The sequence below is a fragment of the Alphaproteobacteria bacterium genome (assembly GCA_040905865.1).
GTDB lineage: Bacteria > Pseudomonadota > Alphaproteobacteria > UBA8366.
This window is the reverse complement of the sequence record JBBDQU010000072.1, coordinates 1-21,203: the sequence shown is the minus strand read 5'-3', so window position 1 is coordinate 21,203 and position 21,203 is coordinate 1. Positions and strand designations below refer to the sequence as shown.

The following is a 21,203-nucleotide window of genomic DNA, read 5'->3' as shown; positions in this document are numbered from 1 at the left end:
ATGGACACAATATTGAAAATCAACGGGAAGGGATTGTCCGGTCGCCCAAGCGCCGCGGGCCGTCGCATCGTTAAACAGATTATCGCCGTGATCATCGTATTGTTCGCCTGCGGCGCCGCGCCGCTTCAGGCGCAGGGCGTGTTGCGGATCGCGGCGGTCGTCAACGACAGGGTCGTTTCCGTCCTGGACGTCATCGAACGCATGAAATTCGTCATGTTTTCGACCGGAATGCCCAATACCGCCGATAACCAGCGACGCCTGTCGCAGCAGATCCTGCGCACCCTCGTCGACGAGGAAATGCAGCTACAGGAAGCTAAAAAACAAAATATTACGGTCAGCGACCGCGACATAGACAACGCGATCCGCACCCTTGAAGAGCGAAACCAGATGCAACCCGGCGACCTGGAAAAGCTGTTGCAGAGCAGACAGATTTCCATCGCCACACTGCGCAAGAAACTGGAAGCGGAAATCGCCTGGGGCCGTACCGTCAGCCGTAAATTACGCAGCGAGGCCAGGGTCAGCGACGACGCTATTGATGAAGAACTGGCCCGGATCGAGTCCCAACTCAGTCAGCCCCGGTTGCGGGTCTCGGAAATCCTGCTGGGCATCGACGACCCGAACCAGGAAGACGAAGTCCGCCGGACAGCGCTCCGGCTGAAGGATCAGTTGAACGCCGGCTCCAATTTCGCCGCGCTTGCCCGGTCCTTTTCGCAGAGCACGACAGCTTCGGTCGGAGGCGATCTCGGCTGGATTCAGGCAGGACTGCTGAGCGACGAACTGGACGCCGCGATTGCATCGATGAACCCGGGAGATGTCAGCGACCCGATTCGGACGGTCGCCGGCTATCATCTGCTGTACCTGCGCGACCGACAGACGGTGGCAGGGAGTGATGTCGGCGATACCGTTATCGACCTGCGGCAGATCGTCTTCCCCCTGGCCAAAGGCGCAACGGCGGCGGAAACGGAGGCGCAACAGGCGGCAGCCGATCAGATCCGAACCGCCATAACCGGATGCGACGACCTGCCTGCCCTGATCGAATCCGTCGGTACCAGCGAAAGCGGATCGCTCGGCAATATCAGGCTTGGCGATTTGCCGCAGAATATTCAGGCCGCGGTCGGCACGCTAAACGTCGGAGAGGCAAGCCAGCCGGTCGTATCGGACGCCGGCCCCGTGATCCTGTTCGTTGTATGCGGGCGTGAGGCCCCCATGACGAACCTGCCCGACCGGAAGGAAGTTCAGGACCAACTGACCAACAAACGCTTTGAACTGCTTTCCAGGCAATATCTGCGGGATCTGCGCCGCAATGCCTATGTCGACCTGCGGGAATAAAGACCCGTGGCCGGCCCGCTTGTGCTCACCATGGGCGAACCCGCCGGCATTGGCGGCGAGGTGGCGCTGAAGGCCTGGCTCGCACGAGAATCCGAGGCTGTACCGCCGTTCTTCATGATCGACGATGCCGACCGCCTCGCGACCCTTGCCGAACGGCTGGGCTGGCTTGTTCCAATCACGCCGATCGGTGCGCCGGAGGAAGCCGCGGCAATATTCGCGGACGCGCTGCCCGTTCTGTCGCGTCCGCTCAGTAATTTTCCGATACCCGGCACCGCTGACCCGGCGCATGCGGGCGCCGTGATCGCGGCGATCGACGAGGCCGTGGACCTGGTGGTCACGGGCCGCGCCGCCGCCGTCGTGACAAACCCGATTCACAAACTGACCCTGACCCAGGCGGGCTTCCATCACAACGGTCACACTGATTACCTGGCCGAACTGGCCGGCGACGGATCGCGTGCGGTCATGATGCTCGCCTGCGCATCGCTTCGGGTCGTACCGCTGAGTGTCCATATTTCCCTCCGCGACTCTATCCAGGCGCTGACCGAGGACGCCATCATTGAAACCGCAAACATCACCGCCGCCGCCCTGACGCGTGATTTCGGCATCGCGCAGCCGCATATCGTTATCGCCGGCCTGAATCCCCACGCCGGCGAAGGCGGCACCATGGGCCGGGAGGATACGGACATCATCGCGCCGGCAATCGAAAAACTGAAGCGCGCTGGCCTGTCGGTTCGCGGGCCCGCCCCTTCGGATACCCTGTTTCATGAGCGTGCGCGAAGCGAATACGACGCCGCGATCTGCATGTATCACGATCAGGCCCTGATCCCGATCAAGACGATCGATTTCTTTTCCGCCGTCAACGTGACCATCGGCCTGCCGTTCATCCGGACATCGCCGGACCATGGCACCGCATTCGAGATCGCCGGCACCGGCGTCGCCGACGAACGCAGCCTCATTGCCGCACTCAGGATGGCGGCCATGATGGCGGACCGCCGACTTGCCGGCATTACCACCGCCGACGCAGGCCATGCCTGAAACTTTCCCTGGCGCCATCGCCGCCCTGCCACCCCTGCGCGAGACAATCACGACATATGGTCTCGCTGCTAAAAAGGCGCTGGGGCAACATTTTCTGCTCGACCTGAACCTGACGGGCCGGATCGCCCGCGCCGCGGGCGACATCACTTCAGGGACAGTCATCGAAGTCGGCCCCGGACCGGGCGGACTTACCCGCGCCCTGCTGATCGCCGGCGCGCGCCGGGTTATCGCGATCGAGCGCGACGCCCGCTGCATTGAGGCATTGCAGCCCCTGCGGGACGCAGCACGCGGTCGGCTGGAAATCATCGAAGCGGATGCCCGGACGCTGGATTTTGACTGTCTTGGCGATGCCCCGCGACGGCTGGTATCCAACCTGCCTTATAATGTGGGCACGCATCTGCTGGTCGGCTGGCTGATCGGGACCGATTCAATCACGGGCATGACGCTGATGTTCCAGCGGGAAGTCGCGGACAGGATTGTCGCCCGGGCCGGCGACCCGGCCTATGGGCGTCTTTCGGTCCTGGCGAACTGGCGTTGCCAGACAGAGCGGATATTCAATGTGCCAGCGCGCGCGTTTACCCCGCCGCCCAGGGTCGATTCCGCGGTTGTCTCGCTGACTCCCTATACGAACTTACCGCATCCGGTGGACCGCGAAGCGCTGCAAAAAGTGACGGCGGCAGCTTTCGGGCAGCGCCGGAAAATGCTGCGGGCCGCGCTGAAGGGGCTGGTTCGGGATCCGGCCGGGCTACTCGACAGTGCCGGCATTACCGCCACCGCGCGCGCCGAAACCATCGATATCGCCGGATTTGCCGCGCTGGCCAGGGCTTACCAGGCAAGCCGCGCAAACCATGATCTGATCTAGCGACCCTGACGCAGCCCCTTGACGAATTCGCCCAGCCCGATCTGCCTGTCGCGTCTCAGACGTTCCGCCTTCAGCAGGGCGAGCGCAGAATCCACGCTTTCTTCCACATCGCGATTGATGATGATGTAGTCGTATTCGGCGTAATGGGTCATTTCGTCCGCCGCCTTCGCCATGCGCGAGGCAACCACCTGCGCGCTGTCCTGGGCTCGGGTATTCAGTCGATGCTCCAGTTCCCGCATGGAAGGCGGCAGGATGAAGACGCTGACCAGATCGTCCCGCGCCTGTTCCATCAGTTGCTGGGTTCCCTGCCAGTCGATGTCGAACAGCACGTCCCGCCCCTGCGCCAGCAGTTCCTCCACCGGCGCTCGCGGCGTGCCGTAATAATTGTCGAAGACCTTGGCGTATTCCAGAAATTCGCGGCGGTTCACCATCAGGTTGAAGGTCGTCACATCGATGAATTCATAATCGATCCCGACCCGTTCCCCGGGCCGTTTGGGGCGCGTCGTCGCCGAAACCGACATCGTAATCTCGCTGTCCCGTGCGAGAATCTCGCGGGATATCGTCGTCTTTCCCGCCCCGGATGGCGATGACAGCACAAACATCAGCCCGCGGCGGCGCACGGCAAACGGATCATCGTTCAACGGTATTCACTCCACATTCTGCACCTGTTCCCGCAACTGATCGATGGTGGCCTTGAGGTCCAGGCCGATCCTTGTCATTGCGATATCGTTCGATTTTGAACACAGCGTATTTGCTTCCCGATTGAATTCCTGGCACAGGAAATCGAGCCGCCGACCGATGGCGGTTCCCTCCCCCAGCAATTCCCGGGCCTGGGCGATATGCGCCTTGAGGCGGTCGATTTCCTCCAGGATATCGTTTTTTACCGCCAGCAGCGCCAGTTCCTGCGCCAGCCTTTCCCCGGTAACGACATTCGTTGCCTCGAGCAGCGCGGCAACCTGATCCGCCAGACGGTCCCGCGCGCTTTCCTGCCGCGCCCGGGCGGCAGCTTCGGCCGCGACGACCAGCGACTCCATCTCCGACACCCGCGCCTCCAGCATCACCAGAAGTTTGCGTCCCTCGCTTTGCCTCGCGGTTCGCAGCGCCTCCAGCGCCCGGGTAAGGGACTCCAGATAGGCCTTGCGACGGGCTTCTTCCGCCGCTTCATCCTTTTCGGCCTCCTGCGGTTCGACGACGCCGCGAACATTGAACAGCGCCTCGACCTGCATGTTCTCCTGGCCCATTTCCCGCGCGACGTCGATCAACTGCTGCAGGAACACGCGATTGACCTGCAGCGATGATTCCCCGCTGTTGCGCTGCAGGTTCAACGAGGCATTTATCGAGCCCCGCTTGAACATTTTTCCGATCGCTTCCCGTGCCGCCAGTTCGACATCGTCATTGCCCGCCGGCAGCCGAATCCGGATATCCAGCCCACGCGAATTCACGCTTTTAATTTCCCATTCCCAGGCGGTATCGGCCAGTTCGCCGCGTTCACGGGCAAACCCTGTCATTGATGCGAGCACGGTAGTGTTTCTCCCCGGGGGTAAGATTGGGTATGGGATACTATATTTACCGCCGCGATACCATTCCATGAGTGGACCCGATCCCGGTCGATACAAACACCATCCGCCGTTGCCCGATATAGATGATCGAATCCGGGACCGTAGGCTGGCGACTGACGGTATACCATCCGCGTGGCGGTCGGACGAATCGGCGTTCCGAGGCGAAATATTTGAATACTTTGCGAATTTCCTTTTCCGCCGCACTGGAATGTGTATAGTGCGCGCCTTCCGAAAGGAACCACTCCTTGCCGGCAGTATTGGGCTGCCGGCTCAGGTTCGGACCGTTCCCCCAAAAAGGGACGCCGGGCCGTATTAGCCAGAAGGAGTACGCAATGCCGTACTACGAAACCGTCTTTATTTCCCGCCAGGATATTTCCTCCGCGCAGGTCGATGCCATCAGCGATGCGATGGCCGAGATCATTACCGGCGATGGCGGCCGTATTTCCCGCCGGGAGTACTGGGGCCTCAAGAGCATGGCCTACAGAATGAAAAAGAACAAAAAGGGCCATTACGTCCTGTTCAACTACGAAGCCCCGTCCGCAACCATGCGCGAAATGGAACGCCTGATGGGCCTCAACGAGGATGTCCTGCGTCTCCTGACACTGCGCACCGATGACCTGCCTGAAGAACCATCCGTTGTCATGGCGAACCGCAACGAACGCGGCGGCCGGTACGGACGCGATCGCCCCAGGAGCGACCGGGACGATTCTTCATCGGACAGCAATTCATCGTCCAGCGATGGTTCCGGGACAGCACGAGAAGGTAAAGGAGATTCGGAATGAGTGATGAACGATCCTCAGAAGGCAGTGGCGGTGGTGGCGGCGGGCGCCGGCCGTTTTTCCGGCGGCGGAAGTCCTGCCCGTTCAGCGGGCCGAACGCGCCGACAATCGATTACAAGGATGTCCGGCTGCTGCAGCGTTTCATTTCCGAGCGCGGCAAGATTGTTCCCAGTCGGATTACCGCCGTATCCGGCAAGAAGCAGCGCGTACTGGATCGTGCGATCAAACGCGCCCGATTTCTGGGTCTGCTGCCCTACGTCATTCAGTAGGGTCATTGGTGAAACGCGGTACCCGGTTACAGGACGCCGCTTCGCCGCATCGGGGCTGATAGAGCATTAAGCGACGTACAGGCGATGTGAGTCGTCTGAACCGTATGTGCTGGAGGTTAAAATGGAAGTCATCTTGTTGGAACGGATCGAGAAGCTTGGCCAGATGGGCGAAGTGGTCAACGTCAAGCCTGGATTCGCACGGAATTACCTGTTGCCGCAGAAGAAGGCGCTGCGCGCGACCAAAACCAATATGGAATATTTTTCGAAGGAAAAAGCGCAGCTCGAGGCGGTCAACCTGCAGCGCCGCGCCGAGGCGGAAAAAATCGCCGAAACCATGCAGGGCCTGACAGTGGCAATCATCCGCAACTCCGGCGACAGCGGCCAGCTCTACGGTTCGGTGAACAGCCGCGATATTTCCGACGCCATCTCGGAAGCCGGTTTCACGGTCACACGCGATCAGGTCCTTATCGAGCGTCCGATCAAGATGCTCGGCCTGCATTCCCACCGCATCCGCCTGCATCCCGAAGTCTTCGTCGACGTCATTGTCAATGTCGCCCAGTCGCCGGACGAAGCGGAAGCGCAGCAGCGAATCGGTCATGCGATCATCCCGTCGGAAAGCGGCGACGATGACGACCAGGACGACGACGGCGGCTTCGGTTTCAGCGAATCGGACGTCGGCGCCGCGTTCGGCGACGAAGCGCCCACCGCGCAGGACGAAACGAAAACCGACGCCGAGGACGAAAACACCGCACCCTAGCGCCGCGGTCGGAGGAAATATTTCCTTGCGGGCGGCGCCAGGCGCCGCCCGTTTTTCGTTTCCGGATCAATGCGGTAAATGGTACTGGCGCGTCCTGGAAATCGTCGCAGTCGCCGCCGCATCAAGAAACTATCCCCGCTATTCCAGTTATTCATTCCGCTAAATTCGGACGCGGCATATTTAGCGCCCCAGTTTTGCCACAGAGCCGTGTACAACGCTCTCCATGGAACATGCCGAAAATAATATCGCCAGCCTGCATCGTGATGCGCACGCGGGCCCGGTCTACCGCTCCCCGCCACAGAATGTCGAAGTCGAGGCCGCCCTGCTGGGCGCCATACTGACAAACAACCGCGCCTTCGAGCGGGTATCCGAATTCCTCAAGGCGGACCATTTCTTTGAGCCCGTGCACGGCCGGATATTCGAAGCGGCGGCAAAGCTGATTGAGCGGGGCCAGGTCGCCAGCCCCCTTACCCTCAAGCACTTCTTCGAGAATGACGAAGCCCTGGCGGAGATCGGCGGCACCGCTTACCTGTTCGAACTTGCGGCATCCGTCGTTTCGGTCGTCAACGCGTCGGATTACGGCCGTACGGTGCAGGACCTGTATATCAAGCGCGCCCTGATCGGGCTTGGCGAGGATGTCGTGAACGACGCCTACGCCAACGACATCGAAATTTCCGCCAGCCAGCAGATCGAAAAAACCGAACAGAGCCTGTACGACCTCGCGACAAGCGGCGAAACCGAGCGGGGCTCCGTCACGCTGAAGGAAGCGGCAACGGTCGCACTGCAACTGGCCGAAGAGGCGTTCCGTCGCGATAGCCATATCGTCGGCATAACGACGGGGCTTGACCTGCTCGACCGCAAACTGGGCGGGCTGCATTCCTCCGACCTGCTCATCCTTGCCGGCCGCCCATCCATGGGCAAGACGGCGCTGGCGACAAATATCGCGTTCAACGCCGCGAAGGCGGTGCTGGCCGCCTCGTCCAGGCCGGAAAGCGAGCGAAAGGGCCAGAGCGGTTGCGTCCTTTTCTTTTCGCTGGAAATGTCATCCGAACAACTTGCAACCCGTATCCTGTCCGAGCAGGCCGAACTGCCGTCGGACCGCATCCGCCGTGGCGACGTCAAATCCGATGAATTCACCCGGCTGGTTGCCGCCACGCAGGAACTGCACCGGGTCCCGCTGATCATCGACGACTCGCCGGCATTGTCGATTTCCGCCGTCCGGACCCGTGCGCGACGCATCAAGCGCCAGCATGGCGGGCTGGCGCTGGTTGTCGTCGACTACCTGCAATTGCTGCAGGGTTCGTCCAGCGGCCGCGAACAGAACCGCGTCAATGAAATCGGTGAAATCAGCCGCGGGCTAAAGACACTCGCCAAGGAACTGGAAGTTCCCGTGCTGGCTCTGTCGCAGCTCAGCCGACAGGTGGAATCCCGGGAGGACAAACGTCCACAACTGTCCGACCTGCGTGAATCGGGCTCGATCGAACAGGATGCGGATGTCGTCATGTTCATTTTCCGGGAGGAATATTACCTGGAAAAGGCCGAACCGATGCAGAACGCCGACGAAGCGCGCGACCGGTTCGAAAACCGGGCGCAGGCCTGGCAGGAACGGATCGCCGAGGTGCGGAACACGGCCAGCGTCATCATCGCCAAACAACGGCACGGCCCGGTCGGCGCCATCGACCTGTATTTCGACGGCAGCCTGACCCGGTTTGCGGATCTCGACCGCCAGCACAGCGATCCGGATGCCTACCCCTCCTGAATTGCAGAGCATTTCCCGCAGCGCTTCGATACTGACCATCGATCTTGGCGCGGTACAGTCGAACTATCGCCATATTGCCGCCCTGGCGGCAGGCGCCGAATGCGCCGCCGTCGTCAAGGCGGACGGCTATGGCCTGGGCGCCCTTCGGGTTGCCCGCGCGCTGTGCGCCGTCGGTTGCCGCACCTTTTTCGTCGCGCATCTGGACGAAGCCATTACCCTGCGCGGCGTTCTGCGCGACGAGACAATTTACTGCTTCAACGGTCTCACGCCGGGCGAGGCGCCGGTTTTCGCGGAGTACCGGATCAACCCCGTGCTGAACGATCTGGGCCAGGTGGCAGCCTGGGCGCGGTTCTGCATCGATGCGACCGCGCCACCGGCGGCACTGCATCTCGATACCGGCATGGCGCGGCTCGGCCTGATGCCGGCGGAAGCAAGACGGCTGGCTGCGGAACCGGACAGGCTGAACGGTATCGATCTCGCGCTGGTCATGAGCCACCTCGCCTGCCCCGATACGCCCTGGCACCCCCTGAACCAGGAGCAACTGGCGCTGTTCACCGAACTGACGGCGCCGCTGCCGGGCAGCAGGCGATCCCTCGCCGCAAGCAGCGGCACCTTTCTGGGGCCGGCCTGGCACTTCGATATGGTGCGGCCGGGCGCCGGCCTGTATGGCGTTTCCCCGAATGCGGGAAAACCTAACCCGTTGCGGCAAGTCGTTAGTTTAAAAGGAAAAATTCTGTCCGTGCGGATCGTTGACACCCCCCAGACCGTTGGCTATGGTGCGACCCGCCGGTTCACGAAACCGACGATGGTCGCAACCGTGGCGGCCGGTTATGCCGATGGATATCCGCGCAGCCTCGGCAATGAAGGCAGCGCTTTGCTAGGCGACACGACAGTACCCGTTATCGGGCGGGTATCAATGGATCTGATCACCCTGGATGTCAGCAATGTGCCCAATGTCACTCCCGGCGACTTCGTGGACCTGATCTGTCCCCGGCACGATATCGACGCGCTCGCCGCCGAAGCAGGTACGATCGGTTATGAAATCCTGACCCGGCTCGGCCATCGCTATCATCGCGCCTATATTGAGGGCGACGCATGAACCCGTTTCGTCCCATCGGCAAGGCATTCCTCGGCTTCTTCGAATCGACCGGCATTCTCGTGCTCTTTACCCTGACGGCACTATCGCACTGTATCCGGCCGCCCTTCTATTTCCGCCTGCATGGCCGCCAGATGATCGATATCGGGTATTACTCCCTGCCTGTTGTCGGCATGACGACGCTGTTTGCCGGCATGGCGCTTGGCCTGCAGACCTATGCGGGATTTTCCCGTTTCTCGGCGGAAGATGCCATTGCCAAGGTCGTGGCGCTCGGGATTACGCGGGAACTGGGCCCGGTGCTGTCCGGATTGATGGTCGCCGGCAGGATCGGTGCCGCCATGGCCGCCGAAATCGGCACCATGCGGGTAACAGAGCAGATCGACGCCCTGGATACCCTGTCGACCAATCCGTTCAAATACCTGATCGCGCCGCGCATTGTCGCCGGACTGACCATGTTGCCCGTGCTGGTCTTCGTCGGCGATATCATCGGTATCTTCGGTGGCTATGTGGTATCGGTCTACAAGCTGGGATTCAATCCCGGTATCTATCTGAGCGAAACCTGGAAAGTGCTGGAGTTCAAGGACGTTTTTTCGGGGCTGGTCAAGGCCGCCGCTTTCGGCTTCATCGTGACGCTGATGGGCTGTTTCCACGGCTACAAGAGCCGCGGCGGCGCCCAGGGAGTCGGCGCGGCAACCACCAATGCCGTCGTTTCCGCCTCCATCCTGATCCTGTTTTTCAATTATGTGATTACCGAACTGTTCCTGGTGATATGAGCACGCCAAAGATCAAACTTTCCAATATCCACAAGCGCTTCGGCGAAAAGGTCGTGCTCGACGGGATCGACCTGGAAGTCGGCGCCGGAGAATCGCTGGTCATCATCGGCGGATCGGGCAGCGGGAAATCCGTCATGCTGAAATGCATTCTGGGGCTGCTGACGCCCGACGCGGGCACTATCGAAATCGACGGTGAAGCCGTTGTCGGCATGCGCCGCGCGGATCGGGAACGGGTCAACCGGAAATTCGGCATGCTGTTCCAGGGCGGCGCCCTGTTCGACAGCCTGCCAGTGTGGGAGAATGTCGCGTTCGGACTGATACAGGGCCGCGGCAAGAACCGACGCGAAGCCAAGGAGATCGCACTGGACAAGCTGGCCGCGGTCGGACTCGGCCCCGAAGTTGGCGAACTGTCTCCCTCGGAACTTTCCGGCGGCATGCAGAAGCGGGTCGGCCTGGCGCGCGCCATCGCCACCGAGCCGGATATTATCTTCTTTGACGAACCCACCACCGGGCTCGATCCCATCATGGGCGACGTCATCAACGACCTGATCGTCAAATGCGTTCGCGAACTTGGCGCGACCGCCATGACCATCACCCATGACATGGCCAGCGCCCGCAAGATTTCGGACCGCATCGCAATGCTGTATAAGGGCAGGATCATCTGGGACGGGCGCACCGCTGATATCGATAATTCAGGTGAGGCACATGTGGAGCAGTTCATCCACGGACGGGCCGAAGGACCCATTCAGATGGAATTGCGGCGCCTATGAAGCAAGCGATCCGCCAGCCGGGACCTGACTGAATGGCGCGCGCGGCCACACGACATGTCTGCCAGTCCTGCGGCGCTGTGCATCCGCGCTGGGCCGGGCGCTGCGACGCCTGCGGTGGATGGAACACGATAGCCGAGGAAATGGCACCCGAGTCCGTTCCCACCGGCGGCAAGGGAAACCGCAACGCCCGGAACACCAATGCCCGCAGCATCGAATTCGTCAGCCTGGACGGCAAGAACGAACCGGCGCCGCGCAAACGGTCCGGCATCAGCGAATTCGACCGGGTGGCCGGTGGTGGCCTTGTCCCCGGATCGGCGCTGCTGATCGGCGGCGATCCGGGCATCGGCAAATCTACCCTGCTGCTTCAGGCGGTGGCCGGTCTTGCGACCGGAAACGGGGCCGTACGCTGCGCCTATATTTCCGGCGAGGAATCCATCGACCAGGTCCGCATGCGCGCCGAACGGCTGGCGGTCACGAAGGCGCCGGTCACGCTGGCGGCGGCGACCAATATCCGCGACATACTGGCGACGCTGGACAGGGACGATTCGCCCGATATCGTTGTCATCGATTCGATCCAGACAATGTATCTCGAAGCCCTCGAATCCGCACCCGGAACGGTCAGTCAGGTCCGTGCTTCGGCGCAGGAACTGATCCGCCTGGCGAAGCGGCGCGGCATTACGGTGCTGCTGGTAGGCCATGTCACAAAGGAAGGTGTAATTGCCGGTCCCCGCGTGCTGGAGCACATGGTGGATACGGTGATGTATTTCGAGGGCGAACGCGGCCATCAGTTCCGCATCCTGCGCGCGGTCAAGAACCGCTTCGGCCCGACCGATGAAATCGGCGTTTTCGAAATGACCGATGCGGGGCTGGCGGAAGTGGCCAACCCGTCCGCGCTGTTCCTGGCCGATCGAGATGGCGATGTTTCCGGCGCCGCCGTTTTTGCCGGGATCGAGGGTACCCGACCGATTCTGGTTGAAATCCAGGCGCTCGTCGCCCCTTCTCCGCTCGGCACGCCGCGGCGTAATGTCGTCGGCTGGGACAGCGGGCGGCTGGCGACAATCCTTGCCGTTCTGGAATCCCGCGCCGGGCTACAGTTTTCCGGCAAGGATGTATACCTGAACGTCGCCGGCGGCTTCCGGATCAGCGAACCGGCGGCGGACCTTGCCGTGGCCGCTTCCCTGACATCGGCGCTTTACGGCTTGCCGTTGCCCGGGTCCATGGCCATCTTCGGAGAGGTCGGGCTGTCGGGCGAAATCCGGGCGGTCAGCCAGATGGCTGCACGCCTCAAGGAAGCGAGCAAGCTCGGCTTCACGCAGGTCCTTTGCCCGCACTGGCGCGGCAAGGTGTCGCCGAATGACATTAAATTACGGGAACTGTCGGGCGTCGGCGATCTACTAGCGCTGTTTCCCGATCAAACAACGGCCAGCCCCCGCGCTGCCATGATATAGCGAAACAAAATGACGCTGCCTTTTGAATTCGTCGATGTAATCGTCGCGACAATCCTGATCATTTCGGGACTTATCGGCTATTTCCGCGGCCTGGTCCGGGAAGTACTGTCGCTCGCGACCTGGATCGGCGCGGTGCTTGTTACACTATACGGGTTCGCTCACGTCCAGCCCTATGTCCGGCAGGTCATCTCCATGCCGGTTGTTGCCGATATCGTCACGGGCGTCGGCCTGTTCCTGATAACGCTTGTCATCCTGACGCTGATCAATCATACGGTATCGGGACGCGTCAAGGACAGCGTCCTGGGGGCGATCGATCACGGTCTGGGCTTCCTGTTCGGTATTGTCCGTGGCGCGCTACTGGTCTGTGTCGCCTATATCGCCGTGTCCTGGGTGTGGGCGGAGCATGAATTGGACCCATATTTTCAGGACGCCCGCACAATACCGATGGTTAAACAGGGCGCCGAAATGCTGAACCGACTTATTCCAAAGGAAATGCGTCACGAAACCCGATCCGCCGTCGACGGCGTTCGGGAATCGACGCAACAGGCCATCGAGTCCAGGAAGGTGCTCGAAGACCTGGAAAGGCTTGGCGCCCCCCTGCCCGACGCCGAAAAAGCGCCCGCCTACAAGGATAGCGAACGCCGCGACATGCAGCGTCTGATCGACGGAAAACAGTAGAAAGCGATAGCTGAAATGCTGACCACGAACCCGTTCCAGGACGACAAGTTACATGAGGAGTGTGCCATCTTCGGCATTTACGGCAATGACGAAGCCGCCGCACACACAGCCCTCGGACTGCACGCCTTGCAGCATCGGGGACAGGAGGCCGCCGGTATCGTTGCCTTCGACGGGGCGCAGTTTCCGGCCCATCGCGGTATCGGGCTCGTCGGCGATATATTCGGACGCAAAAGCGTCATTGAACGGCTGAGCGGCTTCGCCGCCATCGGCCATACGCGCTATTCCACCAGCGGCGCGCCCATGTTGCGCAACGTCCAACCCCTCTTCGCCGATCTCGAAATCGGCGGACTGGCGATCGCACACAACGGCAACCTCACCAACGCCCACACCGTGCGCAAACAGCTGGTGCAGCAGGGTTGTATCTTCCAGTCAACCACCGATACGGAAATCATCGTCCACCTCATGGCCACCCGCCGCGGCAGCGTGGTGGAACGGCTGACCAGTACGTTACAGCAGATCGAAGGCGCTTATTCGCTCGTCGTCCTGTCGCAGGAAAGCCTGATCGGGGTGCGCGACCCGCACGGCGTACGGCCTCTGGTCCTCGGCAAGATCGGCGACAACTACATGCTGGCGTCGGAGAGCTGCGCCTTCGACATCATCGGCGCCGCCTATGTGCGCGACGTTGAACCCGGGGAACTGGTCGTCATCAACAAGGAAGGCATCAGCAGCCATTTTCCCTTCGTGCCGCAACAGCAGCGGTTCTGTGTCTTCGAGTATATCTATTTTTCTCGCCCGGACAGCATCGTGGAAGGGATTTCGGTCTACGAGGCGCGCAAGCGTATCGGCATCGAACTGTCCCATGAAGCCCCGGTCGACGCCGATGTCATCGTGCCGATCCCGGATTCCGGCGTGCCCGCGGCAATCGGTTTTGCCCAGGGCTCCAATACGCCGTTCGAATACGGCATCATCCGAAATCACTATGTGGGCCGCACCTTCATCGAACCCAGCGATGAAATACGGCATCTCGGCGTCAAGTTGAAACACAGTGCGAACCGCGCCTATATCACCGGCAAACGGGTCGTGCTGGTCGACGATTCGATCGTCCGGGGAACGACCATCCGCAAGATCGTGGACATGGTCCGCCAGGCCGGCGCGAAGGAGGTTCATATCCGGATCGCAAGTCCGCCGACGACGCATTCCTGCTACTACGGCGTCGACACGCCGGAACGCAACGTTTTGCTTGCGGCAAACAACGACGTAGACGGCATGCGCGACCTGATCGGCGCGGATTCGCTGGCCTTCATTTCCATCGAGGGCCTGTATCGGGCGATGGGCCAGCCACAGCGCGACGCCGAAGCGCCGCATTTTTGCGACGCCTGCTTCACCGGCGACTACCCCATCCAACTGACCGACCAGATGGGCGAGTCGGACAAGCGGCAACTGTCCCTGCTCGCGGAATTCAACTGATGTCAGGCAATTTTGCACGATGAGCGGCAAACGTCTTGAAGGGCGTATCGCCCTGATCACCGGCGCGAGCCGGGGCATCGGCGCCGCGGTGGCGAAACGCTTCGCCGCCGAAGGAGCGCATCTGATTCTGACGGCCCGAACGGTTGGCGGGCTGGAGGAAGTCGATGACGCCGTCCGGGCCGCTGGCGGCAAGGCAACCCTCGTCCCCGCGGACCTGCTGTCGATGGACCAGATCGACCAGATGGGCGCGGCGGTGCATCAGCGTTTCGGCAGGCTGGATATCCTGGTCGGCAATGCCGCAACACTGGGCATCCTTTCGCCCGTCGCCCATGTCAAACCGGATGTGTGGGAAGAGGCCCTCGCGCTGAACGTCACCGTGAATTACCGGCTTATCCGCAGTTTCGACCCGCTGCTTCGGCTTTCCGATGCCGGACGGGCGATTTTCGTGTCCTCCGGCGCCGCGCGCACCGCCAAACCCTATTGGGGGCCCTATTCCGCCAGCAAGGCCGCCCTGGAATCACTGGTCCGCACCTATGCCGGCGAAGTCGCCTCGACATCCGTGTGCGCCAATATCCTCAGCCCCGGCGCGGTCCGCACATCGATGCGCGCCCAGGCCTTCCCGGGGGAAGACCCGCAGACCCTGGCCTCGCCCGACTCGATTACCGATGCCTTCGTCGAACTGGCGTCCGCCGACTGCATTCGCAACGGCGAGCGGATCACCGCACAGTAGGTCAAGGAGTCAGGGGAACCGCTGCAAGCGCCATGTTCCCTCACAGGTACTGCCCTGCCAGCGGCCGGCCGCTTCCCTCGGCGTGAATGTGCCGGCCATCACCGCGGCTGCCTTGCCGTCCCGGTTAAACACGCCCTCCCGGATTTCCCCGGTTGGCGAGATAGTGCCGCTCAGACTGATCGTCATCGCCCGCGTGCTGCCGCCGCCGGCCATGCGGCCTTCATTGACCGTTATGTCGAGCACGGTGCGCGCCGGGCAGCCGAGAAGGCCGAGCGAGGACTCAAAGTGACCGACCCAGCGACCATCCCACCGGGCCACTGCATCCACGGGCGCGCCGCCGGCGCAGGCGGACAACGCGATTCCGATCAGGAGCACGATGGCGCGAACGGTCATTCCTTCGGTGCGTACGGATTATGGCCCTTCCGGAGCAGCAGTCGAAGCGGGACTCCCTGCAGGCCGAAATCCTCGCGCAACCCGTTCATGAGATAACGCATATAGGATTCCGGCAGCGCTTCGGGCCGTGATGTCCAGAAGGCGAATGTCGGTGGCCGTGACTTGATCTGGGTCATATACCGCAACTTTACGCGCCGCCCTGAAACGAGCGGTGGCGGATGATCCGCCAGCATGAAGCCAAGCCATTCATTCAGCTTCGATGTACTGATCCGTGTATCCCAGGTGTCATAGATCGAAAAGACGCTGTCCAGCAGCCGGTCCAGATTACGTCCGTTCAGCGCCGAGAGGGTCAGGATCGGTATACCACGCACCTGCGGCAGCGACCGTTCCATCCTGTCGCGCAGCTTTGCCAGCGCGGCATCGCGATCGTCGATCAGGTCCCACTTATTGGCCGCGATAATCAGGGCACGCCCTTCGTCAATCGTGTTGCGCGCAATGGTCAGGTCCTGTTTTTCAAGCATATCGGTCGCATCCAGCAGCAACACGACAACCTGCGCAAAGCGGATCGACCGTTCGGTATCCGCGCGGGACAGGCGTTCAAGCTTTTCAGTGATCCGCGCCCGCCGACGCAGCCCCGCCGTATCCACGAGCTTCAGCGGACGCCCCTTGTAGTTCCAGTCGACGGTGATGGAATCCCGCGTAATGCCCGCTTCCGGTCCGGTCAGCAGCCGGTCCTCATTGATCAACCGGTTGATAAGCGTCGATTTTCCGACATTCGGCCGGCCGATAATCGCGAGTTGCAGGGCCTGTTCATAGGGCTTTGCCTCGCTGCCTTCCGCGCCCTCCATATGCCGCACGAGTGCGGCATAGAGATCCGCCATCCCTTCGCCGTGTTCGGCCGACAGGGCAATCGGTTCGCCGATGCCCAGCGAAAAGGCGTCATAAAGCCCCTCTTCGCCAAGCCGTCCCTCGCATTTGTTGGCGACGAGCAGAACCGGCGTGTCCCCGCGCCGCAGCCAGGCCGCGAAATGGGCGTCCATCGGCGTGACGCCCGCGCGGGAATCGATCAGCAGCAGCGCAAGATCGGCATCCGCGACGGCCCGATCCGTCTGGCGGCGCATCCGCGCCTCAAGACTGTCATCGAACGCCTCCTCCAGCCCCGCGGTATCGATGACGTTGAACTTCAGGTCCGCCAGCTGCGCGCTGCCCTCGCGCCGGTCCCGGGTCACCCCCGGCGTATCATCGACCAGCGCCAGCCGTTTGCCCACCAGACGGTTGAACAGCGTGGATTTGCCGACATTGGGCCGGCCGACGATCGCAACTGTAAAGGTCATTCGCTTTTGTGCCGTCCGTTATCGCATGGCGACCAGGTCGCCGTCCTCGGTCAAAAAATACACCGTTCCGCCCGCCGCCACCGGCGGCAGGAACACTGGACCCGGAAGTTCCTGTCGGCCCAGGACTTCTCCCGTATATGGGGAGACCGACCACGCCTCGCCATGACTGCCGGTAATTATCAGCCTGTCCCCGGCCAGAACGGGGCCGGACCACTTGATCGGATCGTCACGACTGTCGCTTTTTTCGAATTGCGGCAGGTTCCGGACCCAGCGGACCCGCCCGCCGCGCCGGGTCAGGCAGACCACCTGGTTTTCATTGGTGAGAACATAAACGAACTGACCCGCGACCCAGGGCATGTTGACGCCACCGATGCTCTGCTCCCATGCACGCGTACCCGACCGGATGTCGATGGACACCATGCGGCCGGAATGGCTGATGGCGAACGCCAGTCCCTGGTCGATCACCGGCAGGCCACGGATATCGGCAAGCGTCGAAATGGCGTCGAGCCGACGCGATGACGAAAGATTGTCGGACCACAGGAGACGGCCGTTTTCCTCCCTGAGAGCGAAAATCTCGCCCGAGGAATAGGGTATGAGCACCGCGCCGTCGCCGACAGCCGGGCTGGCGCCGCCCAGCAGACCGGCAACTTCGGCGAAGCCGGAATGGGTCCAGCTTCGCTCGCCCGTATCGGCATTCAGTGCAAAAGCCTGATTGTCGATGGTGATGACAAATACCCGGTTGCCGCTCACTGTCGGCGCCGCGCGCATGGGTCCGGACAGCCGTGCGCGCCAGATTTCCTTGCCCGTGTCCGCATTCAGGGAAACGACATCCGCGAATCCGGTGGAAATGAATAACCGGCCGTTGCCATAGGCAATGCCGCCGCCAAAGGCCTCTTCGTCATCTTCCGGCACTTTCAGATCCTGCTGCCAGAAAATCTCGCCATTCGCCGCATTGAGTGCGGTAATCTGCGACTCCACATCCATTGTGAAAACCCTGCCGTCGGCCACGACGGGCGTCGCGAGCAATCGCATCGTCGAGTCCGAACCCTCGCCGATATTGGTCCGCCACGCCTGGCTGATCGACACGGGAACGGCCACATGGTGCAGGGCATGGTTCGCATTGCCGCCGGACATGGGCCAGGACTCCGTTGCGACCGGGCGCGGCAATCTGACCTGCAGGTCCGCGATACGCTGGTCCGGCTCCAGATCGCGATCGAGGCTGAGAACCGAAATGCGTTCCCCGGGAATGCGTATGGTTTCCTCCTCGAACAATCCGCAACCGGCTGTCCCAAGTACAACCAGAATAGCTAAAGCGTTCCGCAAAACTGATAAATTCATGGCTACCGGCTTACGGCGCCAGCGTGCGCAGCAGTTCGGCCGACCGTGACCGCGCCCCGGACGGCGCCGTCGCATCGTCGGCGACGGCCTGGAAATGGCTTCGAGCAGCGTCGCTATTGCCCTGCCGGATGGCCAGAATGCCCAGATATTCGTTCGCCGTATGCCGCCAGGCGCCCGCTGCCGCAAGGGGCTGCAACCGGTTGGACAGCGCCGCCGGATCGCCGCTGTCGACCTGCGACATGACCGACAACAGGGTCCCAAGGTCGCGATACAGCGGTTCGATCGAAGTGTCGGCGGCAATAGCGTCGTATATGTCAATCGACGCGGCGGCGGCGCCGGCCTCCCGGCGGAGCGCGGCCTCCCGGAACCGGGCCAGCATCGCATATCCCGAATCCGTTTCCGACGCCAGTTGGCTCATCGCGCCGGCGGCCTCCTCCAGGTTACCGGAATCCGCCTCCATGAGCGCCGCCACAAACTGTTCGCTCAACTCGAGCTGGCGGCTCTCGGTATACGACTTCCAGCCGACATTCGCGGCAGCCCCGCCGATGACGATCACGATGATGGCGACGATGTACCGGCCATAGCGATCCCACAGCCTCTTGTAATTTTCATGCTTGAGATCTTCGTCGACCTCTTCGAAGATATCCGCCACGGGCGTCTCCTGCCATCCTGAATGAAGTTGGCCAACATAGCTATACCCGATACCCGAGGCAACGATGCAAGCGGATATCGGGGGTATACGCTGACGGCGCCGGAGACGGGCAGGCTTGCATGCCCGATGCCGATACCGCTAAATTACACTTTGAATACTGGTGAAATTATTTGTCATGCTGGCAGGAGAAACGGTTGGAGAATACCTGTCCGGATGGGGAGGCTGCCGCTGGGAACGGGCGCGGCATAGGGATCCTTGCGCCTATTGCCGCTCTGGCGATTCTGGCCGCGTCCTGCGGGGGCACCGAATCCGTATTTGCGCTGGGCGCCGGTCTGGCCAGTTTTGTGCATACGGACAAGCTGCCAACCGATTACGTGGCTGAATATGCCTCGGGAAAACAATGCAACCTTCTGAAGTCACTGGAGGATGGCGGGCCATTGTGCCGGGATTCCTTTGAGCGGAATATCATTGAGAAGCCGATCTACTGCTACCGCACAATCGGAGAGCCAACCTGCTACGCGACACCCGACCCCTATGGCGTGGGGGCGAGGCAAATCCAGTAAAGGGAATATGGCGATAGGAAAGACACCCGGGTCGGAATCATGGCATTTTAAGACAGCTAGGCCCGTTGACAGAAAGGCGGAACTCCGATGGCGACACTGTTGGATCTCTCTATTGGGCAAAACAGGAAATCTGGCAGAAACCGTACATTCTTCAACCGACAGGAACTCCGGCAATTGCTTGAGGTGTACAGTCGCCGCGTCGCCACGGGCGAATGGCGTGACTACGCGATCGACCATCAGGGCAATACAGCCATCTTTTCCGTGTTTCGGCACAGCTATGACGCCCCCCTTTTTTCCGTATCGAAATCGAGCGGCGGCAAGGATTGCAGTTTCACAGTCTTCCAGGGCAAGCAGAAGCTCAAACAGCATCATTCCCTGGATACCGTGCTGAAAATGTTTGATAATCCGCTGCGGCTGATTTCCACACGCTGACGCGCCTTCGGCCGAAAGCGACAATTATCGCGTAACGTGTGTGGTATGCGCTGTACGATTGTCCGCTGCGCCAGCGCTTTCCCATCGCATAAAAATCGGTCTGCCGCTGCATTGAATTCTGGCGGTCCGTCAAAACAGCGTCTATAAGGTCTTTGTCGATCAACGATGCAATCCTGACAAATCGGTCGGGGCTGGCACGGGTGTGTTTCCGAGACCTCCATGCCTGCAGTTCCGGACTTGTATTGGTGATGAACTGGCGAGAATGACGAATATCGAATCATTTGTCATTTTGTCTTGAGAGCGCTGCCTGCACCGAATATAGTGTGTGGTGTATCTCTGTTACACAATATGTGTGCCGTTTAATGCGGCATCCCCTGGCAGAGCAATTTGGGCAACGTCTTGTGGGGTCATCATGGAATGGACTGCGGAGCGAGTTGAGTTACTGAAAGAATTGTGGAGCGATGGATTGTCCGCGCGGCAGATCGCGGAGTCCCTCGGGCACATTACCCGGAACGCCGTCATCGGCAAGGCCCACAGGCTTGGGCTGTCGACGCGCACGGTTCCCTCCAAGCCGCTTATCGGCACCCTGAATCCGGTTACGGACCGGGTTTGCCAGTGGCCAATCGGCGATCCGGGGGCGGCGGATTTCCATTTTTGCGGAAAGCAGTCCAGCGTGAACCGGCCGTATTGCGAAGAGCACTGTATGCAGGCCTATCGGCAGACCAGTGACAGCAATGTCAGGGCAGTGGCCGGCGCGAAACGCTAACCGCCAGTTTCCCGTTATTATGCCCGGGGAATCTTCCACGACGCACTGTCAAGGACGATGCCCCGGGCAAAAGCTATGCTCTCTCGATCATTTCGAGCCATGGTAACGCGTTGATCTGAAAGCGTAAAATTCTTGGCTGTGCGATGAAAAACCGACTCCCCGATCCGTCAAACATTTACGCTCTTGATTTCAATTAGGAATTTCAGCGATTCGGAATCTGCCTAGTTTCAGCGACTATCGGCAACAATCGGTCCACAATTATGAATTCAACCTCGCAGGGTGGTTTACGGTGCGACCAAAAAAACCACCGTCACTCGCTTTATTCGAGCGGCCACACTTCGACGACGCCGTGAGCGACGGCGCACGGAACGCACGAGACTTTTTCGATGGCTTCGGCAAGATCGGCGGCTTCGA

The 21,203-nt window shown here is 61.2% G+C and carries 24 protein-coding genes; 17 read left to right on the top strand and 7 right to left on the bottom strand.

What is annotated here, in order from left to right:
• The 3 genes from WD767_15960 to rsmA are packed head-to-tail and all read left to right on the top strand — an operon-like array spanning position 1 to position 3,226.
• Entirely contained in the window at positions 1-1,329 is a 1,329-nt protein-coding gene (locus tag WD767_15960; protein MEX2617584.1) for a peptidylprolyl isomerase, read from the top strand.
• A gap of 6 nt (positions 1,330-1,335) precedes the next feature.
• A complete protein-coding gene (gene pdxA / locus WD767_15955) occupies positions 1,336-2,364 on the top strand; it encodes a 4-hydroxythreonine-4-phosphate dehydrogenase PdxA (protein MEX2617583.1) in 1,029 nt (342 codons plus the stop codon).
• Positions 2,357-3,226, top strand: coding sequence for a 16S rRNA (adenine(1518)-N(6)/adenine(1519)-N(6))-dimethyltransferase RsmA (gene rsmA / locus WD767_15950; GenBank protein ID MEX2617582.1), 870 nt, complete (start codon positions 2,357-2,359; stop codon positions 3,224-3,226). The genes pdxA and rsmA overlap by 8 nt, the downstream gene beginning before the upstream one ends.
• Here the strand turns inward: rsmA and gmk are convergent.
• Both gmk and WD767_15940 read right to left on the bottom strand, forming a co-directional pair.
• Positions 3,223-3,828, bottom strand: coding sequence for a guanylate kinase (gmk, locus tag WD767_15945; GenBank protein ID MEX2617581.1), 606 nt, complete (start codon positions 3,826-3,828; stop codon positions 3,223-3,225). The genes rsmA and gmk overlap by 4 nt on opposite strands.
• Positions 3,829-3,873: 45 nt before the next feature.
• Positions 3,874-4,746, bottom strand: coding sequence for a YicC/YloC family endoribonuclease (locus WD767_15940; GenBank protein MEX2617580.1), 873 nt, complete (start codon positions 4,744-4,746; stop codon positions 3,874-3,876).
• 371 nt (positions 4,747-5,117) lie between these two features.
• On the opposite strand from WD767_15940, the gene rpsF reads away from it, so the two are divergent.
• The 11 genes from rpsF (at position 5,118) to WD767_15885 (ending at position 15,311) form a co-directional block, all read left to right on the top strand.
• Positions 5,118-5,567, top strand: a complete 450-nt coding sequence (gene rpsF, locus WD767_15935) for a 30S ribosomal protein S6 (protein ID MEX2617579.1) — start codon at positions 5,118-5,120, stop codon at positions 5,565-5,567.
• The gene (gene rpsR, locus WD767_15930; protein ID MEX2617578.1) at positions 5,564-5,833 is read left to right on the top strand and encodes a 30S ribosomal protein S18; all 270 of its coding nucleotides are present in this window, start codon (positions 5,564-5,566) and stop codon (positions 5,831-5,833) included. Before rpsF ends, rpsR begins: the two co-directional genes overlap by 4 nt.
• Positions 5,834-5,954: 121 nt before the next feature.
• Positions 5,955-6,590, top strand: a complete 636-nt coding sequence (gene rplI, locus WD767_15925; protein ID MEX2617577.1) for a 50S ribosomal protein L9 — start codon at positions 5,955-5,957, stop codon at positions 6,588-6,590.
• Between the two features lie 223 nt (positions 6,591-6,813).
• The gene (locus WD767_15920) at positions 6,814-8,349 is read left to right on the top strand and encodes a replicative DNA helicase (GenBank protein ID MEX2617576.1); all 1,536 of its coding nucleotides are present in this window, start codon (positions 6,814-6,816) and stop codon (positions 8,347-8,349) included.
• Positions 8,333-9,448, top strand: a complete 1,116-nt coding sequence (alr, locus tag WD767_15915) for an alanine racemase (GenBank protein ID MEX2617575.1) — start codon at positions 8,333-8,335, stop codon at positions 9,446-9,448. The genes WD767_15920 and alr overlap by 17 nt, the downstream gene beginning before the upstream one ends.
• Positions 9,445-10,218, top strand: a complete 774-nt coding sequence (locus tag WD767_15910) for an ABC transporter permease (protein ID MEX2617574.1) — start codon at positions 9,445-9,447, stop codon at positions 10,216-10,218. Before alr ends, WD767_15910 begins: the two co-directional genes overlap by 4 nt.
• The gene (locus tag WD767_15905) at positions 10,215-10,988 is read left to right on the top strand and encodes an ATP-binding cassette domain-containing protein (protein ID MEX2617573.1); all 774 of its coding nucleotides are present in this window, start codon (positions 10,215-10,217) and stop codon (positions 10,986-10,988) included. The genes WD767_15910 and WD767_15905 overlap by 4 nt, the downstream gene beginning before the upstream one ends.
• Positions 10,989-11,020: 32 nt before the next feature.
• Positions 11,021-12,436 carry a DNA repair protein RadA gene (radA, locus tag WD767_15900; GenBank protein ID MEX2617572.1) on the top strand — a complete coding sequence of 472 codons (1,416 nt, stop codon included), beginning with the start codon at positions 11,021-11,023 and terminating at the stop codon, positions 12,434-12,436.
• A gap of 9 nt (positions 12,437-12,445) precedes the next feature.
• Positions 12,446-13,114 carry a CvpA family protein gene (locus WD767_15895; GenBank protein ID MEX2617571.1) on the top strand — a complete coding sequence of 223 codons (669 nt, stop codon included), beginning with the start codon at positions 12,446-12,448 and terminating at the stop codon, positions 13,112-13,114.
• A gap of 15 nt (positions 13,115-13,129) precedes the next feature.
• On the top strand, positions 13,130-14,581 hold the full coding sequence (purF, locus tag WD767_15890; protein ID MEX2617570.1) for an amidophosphoribosyltransferase: 1,452 nt from the start codon (positions 13,130-13,132) through the stop codon (positions 14,579-14,581).
• A 19-nt stretch (positions 14,582-14,600) separates the two neighbouring features.
• Entirely contained in the window at positions 14,601-15,311 is a 711-nt protein-coding gene (locus WD767_15885) for an SDR family NAD(P)-dependent oxidoreductase (GenBank protein MEX2617569.1), read from the top strand.
• A 9-nt stretch (positions 15,312-15,320) separates the two neighbouring features.
• On the opposite strand, the gene WD767_15880 is transcribed toward WD767_15885, so the two are convergent.
• The 4 genes from WD767_15880 to WD767_15865 are packed head-to-tail and all read right to left on the bottom strand — an operon-like array spanning position 15,321 to position 19,028.
• Positions 15,321-15,704 carry a hypothetical protein gene (locus tag WD767_15880; protein MEX2617568.1) on the bottom strand — a complete coding sequence of 128 codons (384 nt, stop codon included), beginning with the start codon at positions 15,702-15,704 and terminating at the stop codon, positions 15,321-15,323.
• Positions 15,701-17,038 carry a ribosome biogenesis GTPase Der gene (gene der / locus WD767_15875; GenBank protein MEX2617567.1) on the bottom strand — a complete coding sequence of 446 codons (1,338 nt, stop codon included), beginning with the start codon at positions 17,036-17,038 and terminating at the stop codon, positions 15,701-15,703. The genes WD767_15880 and der overlap by 4 nt, the downstream gene beginning before the upstream one ends.
• An 18-nt stretch (positions 17,039-17,056) precedes the next feature.
• On the bottom strand, positions 17,057-18,376 hold the full coding sequence (locus WD767_15870; protein MEX2617566.1) for a PQQ-binding-like beta-propeller repeat protein: 1,320 nt from the start codon (positions 18,374-18,376) through the stop codon (positions 17,057-17,059).
• 10 nt (positions 18,377-18,386) lie between these two features.
• Complete coding sequence (locus WD767_15865; GenBank protein ID MEX2617565.1) at positions 18,387-19,028, bottom strand: tetratricopeptide repeat protein; 642 nt, start codon at positions 19,026-19,028, stop codon at positions 18,387-18,389.
• 194 nt (positions 19,029-19,222) lie between these two features.
• Between WD767_15865 and WD767_15860 the strand changes: the two genes are divergently transcribed.
• From WD767_15860 to WD767_15850, 3 genes are all read left to right on the top strand, one after another.
• Positions 19,223-19,591 (top strand): hypothetical protein, encoded by a 369-nt coding sequence (locus tag WD767_15860; GenBank protein MEX2617564.1) that lies wholly within the window; start codon positions 19,223-19,225, stop codon positions 19,589-19,591.
• A gap of 87 nt (positions 19,592-19,678) precedes the next feature.
• Positions 19,679-20,023: a DUF2794 domain-containing protein gene (locus WD767_15855; protein ID MEX2617563.1), complete on the top strand. Its 345-nt coding sequence runs from the start codon at positions 19,679-19,681 to the stop codon at positions 20,021-20,023.
• Between the two features lie 412 nt (positions 20,024-20,435).
• Entirely contained in the window at positions 20,436-20,789 is a 354-nt protein-coding gene (locus tag WD767_15850; protein ID MEX2617562.1) for a GcrA family cell cycle regulator, read from the top strand.
• 319 nt (positions 20,790-21,108) lie between these two features.
• Here WD767_15850 and WD767_15845 read toward each other — a convergent pair.
• The coding region (locus tag WD767_15845) for a transcription initiation protein (GenBank protein MEX2617561.1) at positions 21,109-21,203 on the bottom strand (95 nt) is incomplete at its 5' end.

Bases quoted from the DNA above. Each gene is read 5' to 3' on its own strand.
- WD767_15960 (MEX2617584.1), top strand. From the start codon at position 1: ATGGACACAATATTGAAAATCAACGGGAAGGGATTGTCCGGTCGCCCA.
- rsmA (MEX2617582.1), top strand. From the start codon at position 2,357: ATGCCTGAAACTTTCCCTGGCGCCATCGCCGCCCTGCCACCCCTGCGC.
- gmk (MEX2617581.1), bottom strand. From the start codon at position 3,828: ATGTTTGTGCTGTCATCGCCATCCGGGGCGGGAAAGACGACGATATCC.
- rpsF (MEX2617579.1), top strand. From the start codon at position 5,118: ATGCCGTACTACGAAACCGTCTTTATTTCCCGCCAGGATATTTCCTCC.
- rpsR (MEX2617578.1), top strand. From the start codon at position 5,564: ATGAGTGATGAACGATCCTCAGAAGGCAGTGGCGGTGGTGGCGGCGGG.
- rplI (MEX2617577.1), top strand. From the start codon at position 5,955: ATGGAAGTCATCTTGTTGGAACGGATCGAGAAGCTTGGCCAGATGGGC.
- WD767_15920 (MEX2617576.1), top strand. From the start codon at position 6,814: ATGGAACATGCCGAAAATAATATCGCCAGCCTGCATCGTGATGCGCAC.
- alr (MEX2617575.1), top strand. From the start codon at position 8,333: ATGCCTACCCCTCCTGAATTGCAGAGCATTTCCCGCAGCGCTTCGATA.
- WD767_15910 (MEX2617574.1), top strand. From the start codon at position 9,445: ATGAACCCGTTTCGTCCCATCGGCAAGGCATTCCTCGGCTTCTTCGAA.
- WD767_15905 (MEX2617573.1), top strand. From the start codon at position 10,215: ATGAGCACGCCAAAGATCAAACTTTCCAATATCCACAAGCGCTTCGGC.
- radA (MEX2617572.1), top strand. From the start codon at position 11,021: ATGGCGCGCGCGGCCACACGACATGTCTGCCAGTCCTGCGGCGCTGTG.
- WD767_15895 (MEX2617571.1), top strand. From the start codon at position 12,446: ATGACGCTGCCTTTTGAATTCGTCGATGTAATCGTCGCGACAATCCTG.
- purF (MEX2617570.1), top strand. From the start codon at position 13,130: ATGCTGACCACGAACCCGTTCCAGGACGACAAGTTACATGAGGAGTGT.
- WD767_15885 (MEX2617569.1), top strand. From the start codon at position 14,601: ATGAGCGGCAAACGTCTTGAAGGGCGTATCGCCCTGATCACCGGCGCG.
- WD767_15880 (MEX2617568.1), bottom strand. From the start codon at position 15,704: ATGACCGTTCGCGCCATCGTGCTCCTGATCGGAATCGCGTTGTCCGCC.
- der (MEX2617567.1), bottom strand. From the start codon at position 17,038: ATGACCTTTACAGTTGCGATCGTCGGCCGGCCCAATGTCGGCAAATCC.
- WD767_15870 (MEX2617566.1), bottom strand. From the start codon at position 18,376: ATGAATTTATCAGTTTTGCGGAACGCTTTAGCTATTCTGGTTGTACTT.
- WD767_15855 (MEX2617563.1), top strand. From the start codon at position 19,679: ATGGCGACACTGTTGGATCTCTCTATTGGGCAAAACAGGAAATCTGGC.
- WD767_15850 (MEX2617562.1), top strand. From the start codon at position 20,436: ATGGAATGGACTGCGGAGCGAGTTGAGTTACTGAAAGAATTGTGGAGC.